Raw genomic sequence first — 18,394 nt, forward strand, 5'->3', positions numbered from 1 at the left:
GAGTGCTCAGTTGAAACCGCTGGTGGAAATAAAGTCGACGTCGGTTTTCGGCTCGGCACGCATCAATAGACCGATTACCTGCTCCAGCGTGCGCCCTTCGAACAGAATGGCATGCAGCCCGGCGACCAGCGGCATGTACACGCCCACCTCCTGAGCCTTGGCCTTGAGCACCTTGAGGGTGTTCACGCCTTCAGCGACTTCGCCCAGGCGCGTCACCGCGTCTTCCAGGCTCAAGCCCTGACCGAGGGCGAATCCGACCTGGTAGTTACGGCTTTTCGGCGACGAGCAGGTGACGATCAAATCCCCGACGCCCGCCAAACCGAGGAAGGTCATCGGGTTGGCGCCCTGATTCACCGCAAAGCGGGTCATTTCCGCCAGCGCCCGGGTGATCAACATGCTCTTGGTGTTTTCGCCCATGCCCAGCGCCACCGCCATGCCGGCGATGATGGCGTAGACGTTTTTCAGTGCTCCGCCCAACTCCACGCCGAAGCGGTCGGCGCTGGCGTACACGCGAAAGGTCCGGCCGTGCAACGCCTCCTGGACCCGCTGGCAGAGTTCTTCGTCTTCGCTGGCGACCACCGTGGCGGTCAGCGCGTGTTCGGCGATTTCACGGGCCAGGTTCGGCCCGGACAGCACGCCGATTCGCGCTTGCGGGGCGATCTCTTCGAGGATTTCGCTCATCAGTTTGAAGGTGTGGGCTTCGATGCCTTTGGTCAGGCTCACCAGCAATTTGCCGGTCAAACGTTCGGCGTGCGGCATCAATACCGAGCGCAGCGCGCTGGACGGCAGTGCGACGAAGCACAAGTCGCAGGCTTGCAGAGTGGCCAGCAGGTCGGTGACCGCTTCCACGGCCGGCAGAATCTTGATGCCTTTGAGGTAACGCGGATTCTCGCGATTGACCCGAATGGCCTCGGCCTGCTCGGGGTCACGCATCCACAGCCGGACCTGATGCCCGTTCTCGGCCAGCAGGTTAGCCACGGCGGTACCAAAACTTCCGCCTCCCAGGACCGCAATTGGGCGCTGTTCAGTCATATGCAATCCGTTAATCCATACCAGTGGCGATGTCGGCATTATACGGAGCGGCCCAGTGGCGGCCAGCCCCCGCATCAATTACCGGTACTTGTAGGAAGAAGACCAAGAAAACCGAGGAAAATGCCCACAACGTGACTGGAAAAGTCATTGCGCTCGGTTAACATGCGCGCCAATTGTTCGCTATCAAGGATGTGTTGTGTCGTTTGGCTCTCCATCACCTCGCTCGCCGCTGGTACTGGCGCTGATTTTCAGTTCGCCATTGCTTGCCGACGACTTGTTCCTCGACAGCGAGCCGCTGCCGCAAGTATTGACCGCGACGCGACTCAAGCAGTCGCCGGCCGCGGTACCGGGGAGCATGACGGTGATCGACAGCGAACTGATCAACGCCAGTGGCGCCAGGGACATCAGCGAGTTGCTGCGACTGGTGCCGGGCATGATGGTCGGCAACATCAACGGTAACCAGGCGGCAGTGAACTATCACGGCACCAATGCGACCGAAGCGCGGCGCATGCAAGTGTTGATCGACGGCCGTTCGGTGTACCGCGCCGGCCTGGCCACGGTGGACTGGAGTGATATTCCGGTGGCCCTGGAAGACATCGAACGCATCGAGGTTTTTCGCGGCCCGAACACCGTCAGCTATGGCGCCAATGCGCTGATGGCGGTGGTCAACATCATCACGCGCAACCCGGCCGACAGCCACGGCACGCGGATGAAAGTCACCCGTGGGCAGCGCGGCATCGACGACTTTTACGCCAGCCAGGGCGTGGGCTGGGACGGCGGCGACCTGCGTCTGTCACTGTCAGGCCAGCAAGACGACGGTTTCGACTCGGACCGTAATGGCGCCGATTATCGCGACAGCCGCCGCTTGAACCGCTTCAACCTTGCCGTCAGCCAGACGCTCACTGAAAACCAGAGCATCGACTGGCAATTGAATGCCAAGGACGGGAGCAACCAGCGGCCGTATACGTACCGCCCGGTCTTCTCGGGGATTACCGATGCCGGGAACAATTCCGACGTCATCGCCAAGGACTACGCCGGCTCGCTGCGCTGGAACCTCGACATCAATCCCGATCACAGCCTGTACATCCAGGGCTCGGCGCAACACTGGGATCGTCAGCAGACCTGGCGTGCCTGCGATGCCGAGGTTTCGTTCAGCCCGCAGTTGACCGAACTCTGGCAGCTCAACCCGAATTACACCGAACGCCTGGCACGCAACATGGAACGCTACACCGGCCCCGGCGCACCCGCAGGTGATCCGACCCAGCGCGCACTGGCCAATCAAGTGCTGGATCAATGGCGAAACGGCGCCCGGCAAACCCTCTGTGGCGATATTGACCAGAGCACCCGGGAATCGCGCTACGACCTTGAGTTGCAGGACACCCTCAGCCTGTCCGACAGTCTGCGGCTGGTCAGCGGCATGAACTATCGTTACGACCGGGCAGATTCCGAGACCTACTTCAATGGCACCCTCGACGACACCACCTGGCGGGCGTTCGGCCAGCTCGAGTGGCGCGCCACCGAGCATTGGTTGCTGCAGGGCGGCGCAATGTTCGAAGACACGCAATTGATCGGCAGTTCGCTCACTCCGCGGGTGGCGGTCAACTACCTGATCAATCCGCGCCATGGCCTGCGGGCGGTGTATTCGGAAGCCGTCCGCTCGCCGGACATGTTCGAGAACAACGTCAACTGGAGCTATCAGGTAAAGAACCTGCGGCCCAGCGCCTATGGCCAGTCCAGTGCCCGTTATTTCGTCAAGACCCGTGGCCCCGGCGACCTCGAACAGGAACACATGCGCTCCCGGGAGCTGGGCTACAACGGCTACTTTGCCGAAGTCGGGCTGGCGGTCGATGTGAAGCTGTTCTACGACGAAATCACCGGGATGATCAGCGAACCGCTGCGCAACAATCAGTACATCGCCAGCAACTCAAACAGCGCGCGCCTCGAAGGGGCAGAAACCCAGCTCGACTGGCGGATCAGCAGCGCCGATCGCCTGCGCCTCACCTATGCCTACGTCGATGCCGAGGCGAGCAACCCGTTGGATGCACAACAAACTGCCCGAAACAGCGGTTCCGCCGGTTGGCTGCGCAACTGGGGCCATGGCTGGAACAGCGCGCTCTTCTACTATGGTGACGATGCCCTGAACGGCTACCGCTTCGAACGGGTCGACACGCGCATCGCCAAACGCATCGGCCTGGGCAAGGCCAGCCTGGAACTGGCCGGCGTCCTCCAGCAACGCCTCGACAGCCAGCCCACAACCTTCGTCGACAACAACTACGACGAGCGCCGAGTGCTTTACTTCAGCGCGGAGCTGACGTTTTAAGATGCTGTATCGCCCGTCACGCAAGACGCCAATCCTTGGCCGCCTGCTGGCCGGGTTGTGCCTGGTGTTTGCCGGGCTTCTGAGCAGCCTGGAGGCCAGCGCCGCGGACATTTTGCTGACCGGCGCCGAGGACAGCCCGGGCATGCAATCCTTCACTCAGGCCCTGAGCGCTTTGCGGCCTGCCGATAACGTGCACTTCCAGCCGCTGGCCAGTCTGCCGGCGCCAGGCAAACTGCCCGCCGGCACCCGTTTGATTCTGCTCGACCTGCCGAGTCTCGACTGGCGCCTGCAAGACGCCCAGGGCCCGGCGACGCTGGTGCTGCGCATCAGCCGCCTGCAAGCCCGTCAGCATCTGGGAGCCACCCTGCCCTCGCACCTCAGCCTGCTCTGGAGCGATCCGCCCCTGGACCGACAATTGCGCCTGACCCGACTGCTGCTGCCGCAGGCCAAACGGGTCGGCGTACTCTTCGACAGCCACAGCGAATTTCTCTTGAAAGAACTGCATCAGGCCGCCCACGCCCTGGACCTTGAAGTGGTCACCGAGCGCTGGGATAACACCAACGACAGCCGGCCGTTGCAGGCGTTGCTGAAGAACAGCGACGTGTTGCTGGGCCTCGACGACCCCGATCTGTACAACCCGAAAACCGCGAAAAACCTGTTACTCAGCAGCTATGCACGGCAATTGGCGCTGATCGGCCCTAACGCCGGGTTCGTCAGGGCCGGGAGCCTGGCCAGCACCTACAGCGATCAGAGCGATTGGCTGGCGATGCTCGACGAACTGCTCGACCGGCCACCGGCCACGTGGCCCCGCACGCACTACCCGCAACGCTTCAAAGTCTTAAGCAACCCGCAAGTGGCTCGTTCATTAGGGATTAAACAGATGAACGAAGCGTCTGTCGCAACACAGTTGGCCGAAGGAGAAAACCGCCCATGACCTTCCGTCGCCGTTGGGACATCAATACCCGCACACAAATTATCAGCCTCGGCCCTGCCCTGTTGCTGACGTTGCTGTTGATCAGTTTCTTCACCTTCGTGCGGATCCAGGACCTGCGTCAGGAGCTCAACCACACCGGGCAATTGATCGCCAACCAACTGGCACCGGCCACCGAATACGGGGTGATCTCGGGCAACAACGAAGTGCTCGACAGTTTGCTCAAAGCCACCCTGGCCACGCCCAATGTGCGCTTTCTGGAAGTCCAGGACAGTGCCAACCGGATTCTGGTGTACGTCGAGCAACCGTCGGAAACCCACAACCGCTCGCACCAGGTCGAAGTGTTCCAGGCCCCGGTGCGGCTGCAACGCATCCCGCTGCACAATGATTTCCTGCAAGGCAGCCGCGTCGCCAACACAGCGCCCTCCGAGGATTATCTGGGTCGGGTGATCGTCGGCCTGTCCAATGACGCCTTCAGCCAGCGTCAGCAGGAAATCCTGTTCAAGGCCGGGATCCTGGCGCTGTTCGCCCTGTTGTTTACTTTTCTGCTCGCCCGGCGACTGGCCGGCAGCCTGTCGCAACCGATTCGCGACATCGGCAACGCGGTCAAGGCGATTCAGGACGGCGACTACAAAACGCCGCTGCCGATCGTTGACGACACTGAACTGGGCGCGCTGTCGCAACACATCAACAACCTCGCCAACGGGCTCGAACAAGCCAGTCGCGAACAGCATCAAGCGATGGCGCAGTTGATTCAGACTCGCGAGGAAGCGGAAAAGGCCAACAACGCCAAATCCGATTTCCTTGCAATGATGAGCCATGAACTGCGCACGCCGATGAATGGCGTGCTGGGCATGCTGCAACTGCTGGAAACCACCGAGATGACCGAGGAGCAGGTCGAATACGCGGCGCTTGCCTCGGAGTCCACCGAACACCTGCTCAAAGTCATCAACGATATTCTCGATTTCTCGCGCATCGAGCGTTCGGAACTGGAGCTGGAGCACATTCCGTTCAACCTCGCGGACCTGATCGGCAATTGCGCCCAGTCGTTCTCGCACAGCGCCGTGCAACGCGGGCTCGACCTGGCGCTGTCGATTCCGGACGACATGCGCGCATTGCAGGTGCAGGGCGACCCGACGCGGATCCGGCAGATCCTGGTCAACCTGATCGGCAATGCGCTGAAATTCACCGAACAGGGCCGCGTCAGCATCGAACCGCAATGGCAGTCGCTGGATCACGAACTGCTGTGGTTCACCTGCACCGTACGCGACAGCGGGATTGGGATCTCGGCTGAAAGCCTGGAGTTGATGTTCAACGCCTTCCAGCAGGCCGACAGTTCTATTTCGAGGCGATACGGTGGCACCGGGCTGGGCCTGCCGATTGCTCGCACGCTGGCTGAACGCATGGGCGGCACGTTGCGCGCCCAGAGCGAGGAAGGTCGCGGCTCGGTGTTCACCCTGGAAATCCCGCTGGCGCTCTATAAACAGACGCTGCCAGTGCTGGCGCCGCGCGCGCAGACCCGCACCGGTGATGGCGAAGGGCGCAACGTGTTGCTGGTGGAAGACAATCCGGTCAATCAGACGGTCATCGAAGCAATGTTGCGCAGTCTGGGCTTTACTGTCAGCGTCGTCACCGATGGCGCCCAGGCAGTACGCAGCGCCGAGAGTCTGATTTTCGAAGCGATTCTGATGGACTGCCGGCTACCGATCATCGACGGCTACGAGGCTACCCGACAGATTCGCCAATTACCCGGCTGCACAGACTTGCCGATCATCGCGCTGACCGCCAACGCCTTGCAGGGTGACCGCGAAGCCTGTTTATCGGCGGGAATGAACGATTACCTGGCCAAGCCCTTCAAACGCACAGATTTGCAGCAAATTCTGCAGCGCTGGGTGCAGTAGTGCAGGCCTTTCGGCTATCTGCGACTGGCGTGAAAGGCGAAAGTGCGGCAGTCTTAGGCACCCGAACAGGCCCGAAAAGGGGCTTGAATAATAATTTCAGTGCACAAGTGTACATTCATGTCCTTGGTGCTGTGACTTTCACCACAACGCAATAGTCTATGAGTAGGCTGCTGACTCGAGGCATGAACGCTTCGATCGGCCGGGAAGATTTGCCCCACCTGCCGCATGGGACTATTGAGGAGCTCGCATGACCAAACAAAACGCCTTTACTCGGGAAGACCTGCTGCGCTGCAGTCGCGGTGAGCTGTTCGGCCAAGGTAACGCGCAACTGCCCGCCCCGAACATGCTGATGGTGGATCGCATCACCCATATCAGCGAAGAGGGCGGCAAGTACGGCAAAGGTGAATTGGTCGCCGAGCTGGATATCACTCCGGACCTGTGGTTCTTCGCCTGCCACTTCGAAGGTGATCCGGTGATGCCAGGCTGCCTGGGCCTCGACGCCATGTGGCAACTGGTCGGCTTCTTCCTCGGCTGGCAAGGTCTGCCGGGCCGCGGTCGCGCCCTGGGTTCGGGCGAAGTGAAATTCTTTGGTCAGGTTCTGCCGACCGCCAAGAAAGTAACCTATAACATTCAGATCAAGCGCGTACTGAAGGGCAAGCTGAACCTGGCCATCGCCGATGGTTCGGTCAGCGTCGACGGCCGCGAGATCTACACCGCCGAAGGCCTTCGGGTCGGCGTTTTCACCTCCACTGACAACTTCTAAGGGTTATCCGCATGCGCCGCGTCGTTATCACTGGTCTGGGCATCGTTTCGTGCCTGGGCAATGACAAAGAGACCGTCTCCGCTAACCTGCGTGCAAGCCGCCCTGGCATCCGGTTCAACCCGGAATATGCCGAAATGGGTCTGCGTAGCCAGGTTTCCGGCTCCATTGACCTTCCCCTCGAAGAGCTGATCGATCGCAAGATCTTTCGCTTCGTCGGCCACGCGGCGGCTTACGCCTACCTGGCCATGAAAGACGCCATCGCCGACTCCGGTCTGACCGATGAGCAAGTCTCCAACGTGCGTACCGGCCTGATCGCCGGCTCCGGTGGCGCGTCGACCTTGAACCAGATGGAAGCGCTGGACATCCTGCGCGAGAAAGGCGTCAAGCGCGTAGGCCCGTACCGCGTCACGCGGACCATGGGCAGCACCGTTTCGGCCTGCCTGGCCACGCCGTTCAAGATCAAGGGTGTGAACTACTCGATCTCCTCCGCTTGCGCCACCAGTGCTCACTGCATCGGCAACGCCATGGAACAGATCCAGATGGGCAAGCAGGACATCGTGTTCGCCGGCGGCGGTGAAGAAGAACATTGGAGCCAATCGTTCCTGTTCGACGCCATGGGCGCACTGTCCAGCCAGTACAACGAAACCCCGGAAAAAGCTTCCCGTGCCTACGACGCCAAGCGTGACGGTTTCGTCATCGCCGGCGGTGGCGGCATGGTCGTGGTCGAAGAGCTGGAACACGCTCTGGCCCGCGGCGCGAAGATCTACGCGGAAATCGTTGGCTACGGCGCGACCTCCGACGGCTACGACATGGTCGCCCCAAGCGGCGAAGGCGCCATCCGCTGCATGCAGATGGCCATGTCCACCGTTGACGCTCCGATCGACTACCTGAACACCCACGGCACCTCGACTCCGGTCGGCGACGTCATGGAAATGAAAGGTGTACGTGAAGTGTTCGGCGACAAGGCACCGGTCATCAGCTCCACCAAGAGCCTGTCGGGTCACTCCCTGGGCGCCGCCGGCGTTCACGAAGCGATCTACTGCATGCTGATGATGGAAGGCAACTTCATGGCGGGTTCCGCCAACATCGACGAACTGGACCCGGAAGTGGCTGACATGCCGATCCTGACCAAGACTCGCGAAGACGCCACCATCAACACCGTGATGAGCAACAGCTTCGGCTTCGGTGGCACCAATGCCACGCTGGTACTGAAGCGCTGGGCCGGTAAGTAATACCCCCGCCTACGCCGCACATAAAAACGCCCCGACTGGTTCGGGGCGTTTTTTTTGTGCTGAATAAATGTGGAACACCGCAATCCCTCGAGGTTCCAACCGCGGTTTTCGTCGTCGCAAACATGAAGCTTTTGTCATGAAACTCAACGCCCTGCGACCAAATGCCGCGTGTTTAGCGGGCTGCAGGACTTTTACCGAACTCGCAAAAGTCCGTTACCAAACTCAGTCGTTTACTTAGCAGGCTAACCAAACATATAACGGAGTCCTGCACACGCCTTGCTGCAGATAACAGAGATTGGAGCTAGCAGATGACTGTAAAAGTAACTGAACGCGACGATTCACATAAGTCCCACGAAGGCGTAGCCGCCGGTATCCGGATCTGGGACGTGCACCAACAAGACATGCTGGTGGGGATGTTCCACTCCGAAACCGATGCCCACAGCTACAAGGCCGAGCTGGAAAAACTGGAGCAGCAACGAGAGCTCCAATCCGCATAAGCAATGACAGCATTGAAAACGACAAACCCCGCCATGAGCGGGGTTTGTCGTTGTTGCAGCCTTTAACGGCTTACCACATCAGATCGTCGGGGATCTGATAGGCGGCGTACGGATCGTCCTCGGCAGCGACTTCTTCGGTCTTCACGTTCATCTGCACGATACGCTGTGGATCGCGCTCCTGGATCTTCAGGGCCGCTTCACGCGGAATGACTTCGTAGCCGCCGGCGTGGTGCACGATGGCCAGCGAACCGCTGCTGAGCTTGTTGCGCATCAGCGTGTTGACGCAGATGCGCTTGACCTTCTTGTCGTCGACGAAGTTGTAGTAGTCCTCGGTCGTCAGCTTCGGCAGACGCGAGACTTCGATCAACTGTTTGACCTGAGCAGCACGAGCCTTGGCCTCGACCTTCTCCTGTTGCTGACGGTTCAGCTCCTGATCGCGCTTGACCTTCTCGGCCATGGCTTCCTGAGCCGCCCGCTGCTGCGAATCATCAAGTTCGATCTGACCTTTGTGGGCCAGACGCTGCTGTTTCTGCTTCTCTTTGCCGACCTGTTTGGCCTGCTTCTGGTTGACCAGCCCTGCTTTGAGCAACTGGTCGCGAAGGGAAATGCTCATGGTGCTTATTACTCACTTAGGCAACTGCTCAACCGCAGCTGGGCAAATTCTTTTCCTGACGTTTGGCTTCGCCCCACAAGGCGTCCAACTCTTCGAGGGTGCAATCTTCTATGGGACGGTGGGTGTCGCGCAATGCCTGTTCGATAAAACGGAAGCGTCTTTCGAACTTGCTGTTGGCGCCACGCAGTGCAGTTTCGGGATCGACCTTGAGATGACGCGCCAGATTGACCACGGAAAACAACAGATCACCGACTTCATCGGCAATCGCTGCCGAGTCATTGTCGGCCATGGCCTCGAGCACTTCATCGAGCTCTTCGCGCACTTTGTCGAGCACCGGCAAGGCGTCAGGCCAGTCGAACCCGACCTGCCCCGCGCGTTTCTGCAACTTCGCCGAACGGGACAATGCCGGCAGAGCTGCGGGTACGTCGTCGAGCAACGACAACTGCGTTGGCGTGGATGATTTCTCGGCGCGCTCTTCAGCCTTGATCTCTTCCCAGCGCTGCTTGACCTGATCTTCATTCAAACGCGGAACATCCAGCGGCGCGTACAAATCACCGGTAGGAAACACGTGAGGATGACGGCGGATCAGCTTGCGAGTGATGCTGTCGATGACACCGGCGAATTCGAAGCGCCCTTCTTCCCGTGCCAGCTGGCTGTAATAAACCACCTGGAACAGCAAATCCCCCAACTCACCCTGCAAGTGATCGAAGTCACCGCGCTCGATGGCGTCGGCGACTTCGTAGGCTTCCTCAAGGGTGTGCGGGACGATGGTTTCGTAGGTTTGCTTGATGTCCCACGGGCAGCCGAACTGCGGGTCGCGCAGACGGCTCATCAGGTGAAGCAAGTCTTCAAGGCTGTACATCGGTTTCACGGCGTCCGGTTACGGCGGGTTTCGATGATGTTCGGCAACTGGGAAATCCGCCCCAGCAACCGCCCCAGTGCATCCAGCCCCGGAATCTCGATGGTCAGGGACATCAACGCGGTGTTGTCCTCTTTGTTCGAGCGGGTGTTCACCGCCAGCACGTTGATCCGCTCGTTGAGCAGCACTTGCGAAACGTCACGCAGCAGACCGGACCGGTCGTAGGCACGGATGATGATGTCCACCGGATAGGTGAGCACCGGCACCGGGCCCCAGCTGACCTGGATGATCCGCTCGGGCTCGCGCCCGCCCAGTTGCAGCACCGAGGCGCAGTCCTGACGGTGAATACTCACGCCGCGGCCCACGGTGATGTAACCGACGATCGCATCCCCCGGCAGCGGCTGGCAGCAGCCGGCCATCTGGGTCATGAGGTTGCCGACGCCCTGGATCTGGATGTCGCCGCGCTTGCCCGGTTTGTAACCGGTGGCCTTGCGTGGAATCAATTCCAGCTGTTCGTTGCCGCGCTCCGGTTCGACCAGTTGCTGCGCCAGATTCACCAGTTGTGCGAGACGCAAATCGCCTGCGCCCAACGCGGCGAACATGTCCTCGGCGGTTTTCATGTTGGCCTTCTCGGCCAGCTTGTCGAAATCTACCGCTGGCAGACCGAGGCGATTGAGTTCGCGCTCGAGCAAGGTTTTACCGGCGGCGACGTTCTGATCGCGCGCCTGCAATTTGAACCAGTGAACGATCTTCGCCCGTGCCCGCGAGGTGGTGATGTAACCCAGGTTCGAGTTCAGCCAGTCGCGGCTCGGGGTGCCGTGTTTGCTGGTGATGATCTCGACCTGTTCACCGGTTTGCAGGCTGTAGTTGAGCGGAACGATGCGCCCGTTGATCTTCGCGCCACGGCAGTTGTGACCGATTTCGGTGTGCACGCGGTAGGCGAAGTCCAGCGGCGTCGAGCCTTTCGGCAAGTCGATGGCGTGACCGTCCGGGGTGAAGATGTAGACCCGGTCCGGCTCGATATCGACCCGCAGCTGATCCGCCAGGCCGCCGATGTCACCCAGTTCTTCATGCCACTCGAGGACCTGACGCAGCCAGGAAATTTTCTCTTCGTAGTGGTTGGAACCGGATTTGACGTCGGTGCCCTTGTAGCGCCAGTGCGCGCAAACGCCCAGCTCGGCTTCTTCGTGCATGGCGTGGGTGCGGATCTGCACTTCCAGCACCTTGCCCTCGGGGCCGATCACCGCGGTGTGCAGCGAGCGGTAGCCGTTCTCTTTCGGGTTGGCGATGTAATCGTCGAATTCTTTCGGGATGTGCCGCCACAGGGTGTGGACGATACCGAGCGCGGTGTAGCAGTCGCGCATTTCCGGCACCAGCACGCGAACGGCACGCACGTCGTAGATCTGGCTGAACTCCAGACCCTTGCGCTGCATTTTGCGCCAGATCGAATAAATGTGTTTGGCCCGGCCGCTGATGTCGGCATCGACGCCGGTCGCGGTCAGCTCATTCTTCAGTTGGCTCATCACGTCAGCGATAAAGCGCTCGCGATCCAGACGTCGCTCATGCAGCAACTTGGCGATCTGCTTGTACTGATCGGGCTCAAGGTAACGGAAGGACAAGTCCTCCAGTTCCCACTTGATGTGACCGATACCGAGACGGTGAGCCAAAGGCGCGTAGATGTCGAAGACTTCACGGGCGACGCGGTTGCGTTTTTCGTCATCGGCGGTTTTCACCGCACGGATCGCGCAGGTGCGTTCGGCCAGTTTGATCAGCGCAACGCGAACGTCGTCGACCATGGCGACCAACATCTTGCGCAGGTTCTCGACCTGGCCCTGCGTGCCCAGCACCAGGGATTGACGGGGGCTGAGGCTGGCGCTGATCGCCGCCATGCGCAACACGCCGTCGATGAGTTTGGCGACCACCGGACCGAAGCGCTGGCTGATCGCCGGCAATTCAATCTGGCCTTCGCGCACGCCGCGATACAGGATCGCGGCAACCAACGAATCCTGATCGAGTTTGAGGTCGGCGAGAATCTCGGCGATCTCAAGGCCCGTGCGGAAACTCGAGGTCCCTTCGGACCACAGGTTTTTTGCCGCATTGGCTTGCTGTTCGGCCTGTCGAGCGAACTCGCAGGCTTCCTTCAAGGCTTCGCGATCCAGTGCCGGATCGACACTGACCGCGTGATCGAGCCAAGCCTCGAGATTGATACTGCCGTCGGTGTTGATCGGCTGGTGTGCTCTCACCTGTACCATCTTGCTTACCTTCCCTACGACGCAGATTCAATGCGTCAAATCGCTGACCTTCGTTGCCCGTGCGCCCACATCAGGGCCGGTACGCGGCTGCACGGGCGGGCCAGTCGGACCAGACGAGCCGTCCTAGCTCGCTTCAAATAACGCCATGGCCTCGACATGTGCCGTCTGAGGAAACATATCGAGAATCCCGGCACGTTTTAACCGGTAGCCCTGCTTGATCAATTCGACCGTATCGCGCGCCAGCGTTGCCGGATTGCACGACACATACACCAACCGTTTGGCGCCCAGGGACGCAAGCTTGCGCACTGCCTCGAAAGCACCGTCACGCGGTGGGTCCAAGAGTACCGCACAAAAGCCTTCGCGCGCCCATTCGGCATCGGCCAAAGGCTGGGATAAATCGGCCTGAAAAAACGTCGCATTATGAAGATTGTTGCTAGCAGCGTTTGCAGCTGCCCGCTCGACCATCGCCTGCACACCTTCCACCGCCACCACTTCGCGAACGACCTTGGCCAGCGGCAAGGCAAAGTTACCCAAACCACAGAATAGATCGAGAACGCGTTCATCCGCCGTCGGTTTCAACCAGTCCAGCGCCTGGGCGATCATCGCTTCGTTGACCCCGGCGTTGACCTGGATGAAATCTCCCGGTCGGTACGCCAGGTTCAAATCCCACTGCTCAAGCCGATAACCCAGCGACTGGAAAGCCTCGACCGGTTGCGGTTCGCCGTCACCGTGCAGCCACAATTGGGCTTCATGGAAGGCGCAGAAATCCTTGAGGATCGTCATGTCGGCGTCGGACAGCGGCGCCATGTGCCGCAACAACACCGCCAACGACGAACCGCTGAACAACTCCACATGCCCCAGCGCCTGAGGTTTGCTCAAGCGCCGAAGCATTTCCGGCAAGCGGGTCATGATCGGTTGCAAGGGTTGTACCAGCACCATGCATTCGTTGATCGCAACAATGTCCTGACTGCCAGCGGCGCGGAAACCGACTTCGAGTTTTTTCGCCTTCATGTCCCAGCGCACCGCCACTCGGGCGCGACGCCGGTAACCGAATTCCGGACCGATCAACGGCGCGGCCCATTCTTCGGGTTCGACACCGGCGACCTTCGACAATTGCTCGGCGAGCATGCGCTGTTTCAGGGCGAGTTGTTCGTTGTGCGGCAGATGTTGCACGCTGCAACCGCCACAGCGACCGGCATGCGGACACGGTGCCGGGCGACGCAGTTCGCTGGCCTGGAACACCCGTTCGGTGCGCGCCTCGACCACTTTGCCGTGGGCGCCCAACACACGTGCTTCGACTTCTTCACCGGCCAATGCGCCGATGACGAACCAGGTGCGACCTTCAAAAAACGCGATACCGCGACCGTCATTAGCCAGGCGCTCGATACTCAAGCGCTGCTTTTTGCCGGTCGGAATTTGCGGGGCCTTGCTGCCGCCGGTGGGCTGGAAGCGCAGGCCTCTCTCTTGTTTGGCCATCAGTTAGGCGCGTCGAAAATGCCGGTCGACAAGTAACGGTCGCCACGGTCGCAGATGATCGCGACGATCACCGCGTTTTCAACTTCTTTGGACAGACGCAGCATCGCTGCCACCGCACCGCCCGAGGACACGCCGCAGAAGATGCCTTCTTCGCGGGCCAGACGACGGGTCACGTCTTCGGCTTCGCTTTGCGCCATATCGACGATCCGGTCCACGCGCTCGGCCTGGTAGATCTTCGGCAGGTATTCCTGCGGCCAGCGACGGATGCCCGGAATCGCCGAGCCTTCCATCGGTTGCAGACCGATGATCTGCACGCTCTCGTTCTGCTCTTTCAAGTAGCGCGAGACGCCCATGATGGTACCGGTGGTGCCCATGGAACTGACGAAATGGGTGATGGTGCCTTCGGTCTGACGCCAGATTTCCGGGCCGGTGGTGGTGTAGTGCGCTTCCGGGTTGTCGCCGTTGGCGAACTGATCCAGCACCTTGCCGCGGCCTTCGGCTTCCATTCGCTGGGCGAGGTCGCGGGCGCCTTCCATGCCCTCTTCCTGGGTGACCAGAATCAGCTCGGCGCCATACGCCGTCATGGCGGCTTTACGTTCGGCGCTGGAGTTGTCCGGCATGATCAGGATCATCTTGTAACCCTTGATCGCGGCGGCCATCGCCAAGGCGATCCCGGTGTTACCCGAGGTCGCTTCGATCAGCGTATCGCCGACGTGGATCTGCCCGCGCAATTCAGCGCGGGTGATCATCGACAGCGCCGGACGGTCCTTGACCGAACCCGCCGGGTTATTCCCTTCGAGCTTGAGCAAAAGGGTATTGCTGGTGGCGCCAGGCAGGCGCTGCAAACGGACCAGCGGAGTGTTGCCGACGCAATCGGCGATGGTTGGGTACTGCAAGGTCATGGCGTAATTCGCAATCCAGACTGCGGGGGCGCCTATCATACCGGCAAACCTTCGCAGGCCATATCACGCAAAGTACGGTGCTTATGGTTTATCGGAATAAGGGGCTGGATCAGTACTCTTCGCCTTGCGCGACATTCAATGCATAGAACTCATGCAACTTGGCCTGCAACAACTGTTTGTCCGGTAGCTGCACCTGGTATTCAGCGATCAGCGCTGGCGACAGGCTGCGGTTAAGGGCGTATTCGACCACCTCGTCATCCTTGCTGGCGCAGAGCAATACACCAATGGCCGGATTTTCGTGGGGTTTGCGCTCCTTGCGATCCAGCGCTTCCAAATAGAAGTTCAGCTTGCCCAAATACTCCGGCTCAAAGCGACCGACCTTAAGTTCAATGGCCACCAGGCAGTTAAGCCCACGATGGAAGAACAGCAGATCCAGGGCAAAATCACACCCACCCACTTGAAGCGGATACTCGGAACCGACAAAGCAGAAATCGCGGCCGAGCTCGCTCAGGAATTCTTTGAGGCGCGCCATCAACCCTTTATGCAGATCAGTTTCGGCATGGCCACCCGGCAGGTCGAGAAACTCAAGCATGTAGGCGTCGCGGAATATCTCAAGCGCTGCCGGGTGGGCTTGTCTCAGCACTGCTGAGATTTTTGCGGGCTGGGTCACGCTTCGTTCGAACAGTGCGGTCTTGAACTGACGCTCCAGTTCGCGCTTCGACCATTTTTCCTGAACTGCCAAACGGACGTAGAACTCCCGCTCTTCCGGCCGTTTACTCTGGCTGAAAATGATCAGGTTGTGCGACCAGGACAATTGTCGCACCAGTGGTGCGACTTTCTTTTCAGCGTGGTAGATCTCATAGAATTGACGCATCCGGAACAAATTCGACCGGGTAAATCCGCGCAATCCTGGTTGAGTCTGAGCCAGATGTTCAGCCAGTTGGCTGACCACAGAATCGCCCCACTCAGCCTGTTCCAGCTTGCGACTGATGTAAGCACCCACCTGCCAATACAGCTCGATCAACTGGGTATTCACCGCCTGCATGGCCTGCTGTTTGGCGCTTTGAATCAGCGCAAGCACTTCATTGAAACGGTCGTCGGCTGCGTTGCCGGGGACGCTGGATGCATTCATGCCGAACTCCTGGAAGACGAGAAAAACGCGAGTCTATTCCGTCAAGTCAGGCTTAAGGTGTCGGCAATACCCTTTAGGAAAGGTCGTACAAGATAACGGGAACGCTCCGGCAAAATCAGAATGGTGGTGTCAGTGACGACGCTATCGCGAGCAAGCTCGCTCCCACAGGGGGATCGGGGTGATCACACCATTTGTGGCCGACACACATCCACTGTGGGAGCGAGCTTGCTCGCGATAGCGTCATCACTCACACCATCAATATCAGCCACCAACCGCATATTCAGCCGCAACCCGGACTTAGTATTCTCAGCCCAAAGACTCCCGCCCTGACGTTGCACCGCGTTGCGCGCAATGCTCAACCCCAACCCGAACCCACCATCCCCCGGCCGCGAACCGTCGAGCCGAATGAACGGCGAGAAGATCCGCTCAAGATCCGCCTCAGCCACCCCGCCGCCCTCATCCTCCAGCCACAAATGCCAGAAGTCGCCATCGCGCTGCCCACCAAGACGCACAACGCCGCCCTGCGGTGAATGACGAATGGCATTGCGCAGGATGTTTTCCAACGCCTGAGCCAACGTATTGAGATGGCCGCGCACCCAGCAGGACGAATCCACCGCACACCGCAACTGGCTCGCCGGCCAGCCACTTTCATAGCAGGCATTTTCCGTGAGCATTTCCCACAACGCCTGAATCTGGATCGATTCGTCGGGCAGCGGCGCGCGCTCGGTGTCGAGCCAGGCCAGTTGCAGGGTGTCTTCCACCAGACGCTGCATGCCATCGACCTCTCGGCCAATGCGCTCGCGCAATTGCGTCAACCCCTGCTCGCTTTCGCTGGCCACCCGCAGGCGACTCAGTGGCGTGCGCAATTCGTGGGACAGGTCGCGCAACAGTTGTTGTTGCAGGGCCACCGTGCTTTGCAGGCGCTCGGACATGTGATCGAAGGCCCGGCCCAGTTCACCCAGCTCATCCGGGCGATTGGTGATGCGGCTCGACAACCGCACGTTCAACGGGTCGGCACGCCAGGCATTGGCCTGTTCGCGCAGACTGTTCAAAGGCACGACCAGCAACCGATACAGACCGACGCACAACAGTAAGGTGAACAGCCCGGGAATCACCCCGTTGGTGATCACCCGCCAGAACACCCGGTAACGGCCGGGCACGAAACGCTGGGGCAGTTCGATCACCAGACTGCCAGCGGACGGATCGTTGGGAAAAGGCACCCTCAACCACGGCAAACCTTTGGTATGGCGACTTGTCGGCCAATCCAGACCGCGTAAAAAAGTCAGGCGCTGGGTTTCTTTTTCCGTCAGCGGGTAACTGCTCAATGACTGCAAATCGCCGCCAATCACACCGACCCATGTCGACTCGCGATGGCCGACGCTATGCAACCAGGCATCGACGCCTGCACTCTGACGCAGATTCCACGCCTGCTCGGCCTCGGTGGCGTAGCGCATCAGCGTGCCCCGTGCCTCGTCGGACAGGAACAGGTTTTTCTGTTCCATGTAGCGCCCCCAGGACCAACTGAGCCAGATCATCAGCAGACAGAACGCCACCAACAAACACGCCAGTTTCCAGAACAGCGAATGCTTGCCCGGCAGGTCAGTCCACTTCATCGACAGCACTCAATACGTAACCCTTGCCCCACACCGTGCGCACTTCGCGCTCGAGGTAACCGACGGCCTTGAGCTTGCGACGGATCTGGCTGATGTGCATGTCGAGGCTGCGGTCATGGGGTGCGTAACCGCGCTGCAATACATGCTGATAAAGGAAGGCTTTGCTCAGGACTTCATCGCCATTGCGATTCAGCGTTTCCAGCAACCGGAACTCACTGCGGGTCAGGCCGGCAGCGTGTTCGCCATAAAAGACATCACAGCATTCATCGTCGAAACGCAGGCTGTCCGCCGAAGGGGCAATCGGTGCTGGCACTGGCCGGCGGTCGAGCGCAACACGCCGCAGGATCGCTTCGATGCGCACCCGCAACTCGACCATGCTGAAGGGTTTGGGCAGATAATCATCGGCGCCCAGCCGAAAACCACTGATGCGATCCGCCTCGGCACCGAGCGCCGACATCAGCACCACCGGGGTGGAATGGCTCTGGCGCAACTGCGTCAGTACATTCAGCCCGTCCAGGCCCGGCAGCAGAATATCCATCAGCACCACATCGAAGGCTTGCTGGCGGGCGATGGTCAAGCCTTCCAGACCGTTCTGGCACCACGTCACCTGAAAACCGCAACGTCCCAGGTGCTCATGAACATAAGCACCGAGCACGAGGTCGTCTTCTATAGACAGGATACGAGGGTGTCCAGCAGCGATGGGAGTCATGACTATCTGCAAATAATTCTCAGTTGTGGATTATTCAAGATTGCCTCGCCGCGGGCAACACAAGGTTTGCCCGTGAGGTAAAAGTGGCGATCCTGCCGACGAATGCCGACATCAATTTTACGAAGATTGCCCGCCTGCAAATCGCTACACTGCGCAGGTGGC

15 protein-coding genes are annotated in these 18,394 nt (G+C 60.0%); 6 read left to right on the forward strand and 9 right to left on the reverse strand.

Annotated features, from left to right (window positions below; genetic code table 11):
* Window positions 1-6: 6 nt before the first annotated feature.
* Window positions 7-1,032 carry an NAD(P)H-dependent glycerol-3-phosphate dehydrogenase gene (locus tag ACYZTZ_RS20605; RefSeq protein WP_461999547.1) on the reverse strand — a complete coding sequence of 342 codons (1,026 nt, stop codon included), beginning with the start codon at window positions 1,030-1,032 and terminating at the stop codon, window positions 7-9.
* 196 nt (window positions 1,033-1,228) lie between these two features.
* Between ACYZTZ_RS20605 and ACYZTZ_RS20610 the strand changes: the two genes are divergently transcribed.
* From ACYZTZ_RS20610 to ACYZTZ_RS20635, 6 genes are all read left to right on the forward strand, one after another.
* Complete coding sequence (locus ACYZTZ_RS20610; protein ID WP_461999548.1) at window positions 1,229-3,352, forward strand: TonB-dependent receptor plug domain-containing protein; 2,124 nt, start codon at window positions 1,229-1,231, stop codon at window positions 3,350-3,352.
* A gap of 1 nt (window position 3,353) precedes the next feature.
* Window positions 3,354-4,286 (forward strand): ABC transporter substrate-binding protein, encoded by a 933-nt coding sequence (locus tag ACYZTZ_RS20615; RefSeq protein WP_461999549.1) that lies wholly within the window; start codon window positions 3,354-3,356, stop codon window positions 4,284-4,286.
* Window positions 4,283-6,184: an ATP-binding protein gene (locus ACYZTZ_RS20620; protein WP_461999550.1), complete on the forward strand. Its 1,902-nt coding sequence runs from the start codon at window positions 4,283-4,285 to the stop codon at window positions 6,182-6,184. The genes ACYZTZ_RS20615 and ACYZTZ_RS20620 overlap by 4 nt, the downstream gene beginning before the upstream one ends.
* Window positions 6,185-6,431: 247 nt before the next feature.
* Window positions 6,432-6,947, forward strand: coding sequence for a 3-hydroxyacyl-[acyl-carrier-protein] dehydratase FabA (fabA, locus tag ACYZTZ_RS20625; RefSeq protein ID WP_046046480.1), 516 nt, complete (start codon window positions 6,432-6,434; stop codon window positions 6,945-6,947).
* Window positions 6,948-6,958: 11 nt separating this feature from the next.
* Window positions 6,959-8,179, forward strand: a complete 1,221-nt coding sequence (gene fabB / locus ACYZTZ_RS20630; RefSeq protein WP_461999551.1) for a beta-ketoacyl-ACP synthase I — start codon at window positions 6,959-6,961, stop codon at window positions 8,177-8,179.
* A gap of 308 nt (window positions 8,180-8,487) precedes the next feature.
* On the forward strand, window positions 8,488-8,676 hold the full coding sequence (locus ACYZTZ_RS20635; protein WP_095132420.1) for a hypothetical protein: 189 nt from the start codon (window positions 8,488-8,490) through the stop codon (window positions 8,674-8,676).
* A 70-nt stretch (window positions 8,677-8,746) separates the two neighbouring features.
* On the opposite strand, the gene ACYZTZ_RS20640 is transcribed toward ACYZTZ_RS20635, so the two are convergent.
* From ACYZTZ_RS20640 to ACYZTZ_RS20675, 8 genes are all read right to left on the reverse strand, one after another.
* A complete protein-coding gene (locus ACYZTZ_RS20640; protein WP_461999552.1) occupies window positions 8,747-9,289 on the reverse strand; it encodes a DUF2058 domain-containing protein in 543 nt (180 codons plus the stop codon).
* 28 nt (window positions 9,290-9,317) lie between these two features.
* Window positions 9,318-10,151: a nucleoside triphosphate pyrophosphohydrolase gene (gene mazG, locus ACYZTZ_RS20645; protein WP_461999553.1), complete on the reverse strand. Its 834-nt coding sequence runs from the start codon at window positions 10,149-10,151 to the stop codon at window positions 9,318-9,320.
* Window positions 10,152-10,156: 5 nt separating this feature from the next.
* Window positions 10,157-12,400 carry a GTP diphosphokinase gene (gene relA, locus ACYZTZ_RS20650; protein WP_461999554.1) on the reverse strand — a complete coding sequence of 748 codons (2,244 nt, stop codon included), beginning with the start codon at window positions 12,398-12,400 and terminating at the stop codon, window positions 10,157-10,159.
* A 123-nt stretch (window positions 12,401-12,523) separates the two neighbouring features.
* Window positions 12,524-13,876 carry a 23S rRNA (uracil(1939)-C(5))-methyltransferase RlmD gene (rlmD, locus tag ACYZTZ_RS20655; RefSeq protein WP_461999555.1) on the reverse strand — a complete coding sequence of 451 codons (1,353 nt, stop codon included), beginning with the start codon at window positions 13,874-13,876 and terminating at the stop codon, window positions 12,524-12,526.
* The gene (gene cysM, locus ACYZTZ_RS20660) at window positions 13,876-14,778 is read right to left on the reverse strand and encodes a cysteine synthase CysM (RefSeq protein ID WP_008148007.1); all 903 of its coding nucleotides are present in this window, start codon (window positions 14,776-14,778) and stop codon (window positions 13,876-13,878) included. Before cysM ends, rlmD begins: the two co-directional genes overlap by 1 nt.
* A gap of 109 nt (window positions 14,779-14,887) precedes the next feature.
* Entirely contained in the window at window positions 14,888-15,910 is a 1,023-nt protein-coding gene (locus ACYZTZ_RS20665) for a PDDEXK nuclease domain-containing protein (RefSeq protein ID WP_461999556.1), read from the reverse strand.
* Between the two features lie 182 nt (window positions 15,911-16,092).
* The gene (locus tag ACYZTZ_RS20670) at window positions 16,093-17,523 is read right to left on the reverse strand and encodes a histidine kinase sensor domain-containing protein (RefSeq protein ID WP_461999557.1); all 1,431 of its coding nucleotides are present in this window, start codon (window positions 17,521-17,523) and stop codon (window positions 16,093-16,095) included.
* A complete protein-coding gene (locus ACYZTZ_RS20675; RefSeq protein WP_461999558.1) occupies window positions 17,510-18,232 on the reverse strand; it encodes a response regulator transcription factor in 723 nt (240 codons plus the stop codon). The genes ACYZTZ_RS20670 and ACYZTZ_RS20675 overlap by 14 nt, the downstream gene beginning before the upstream one ends.
* Window positions 18,233-18,394: the final 162 nt, after the last annotated feature.

Source organism: Pseudomonas sp. LB3P58 (assembly GCF_054897895.1).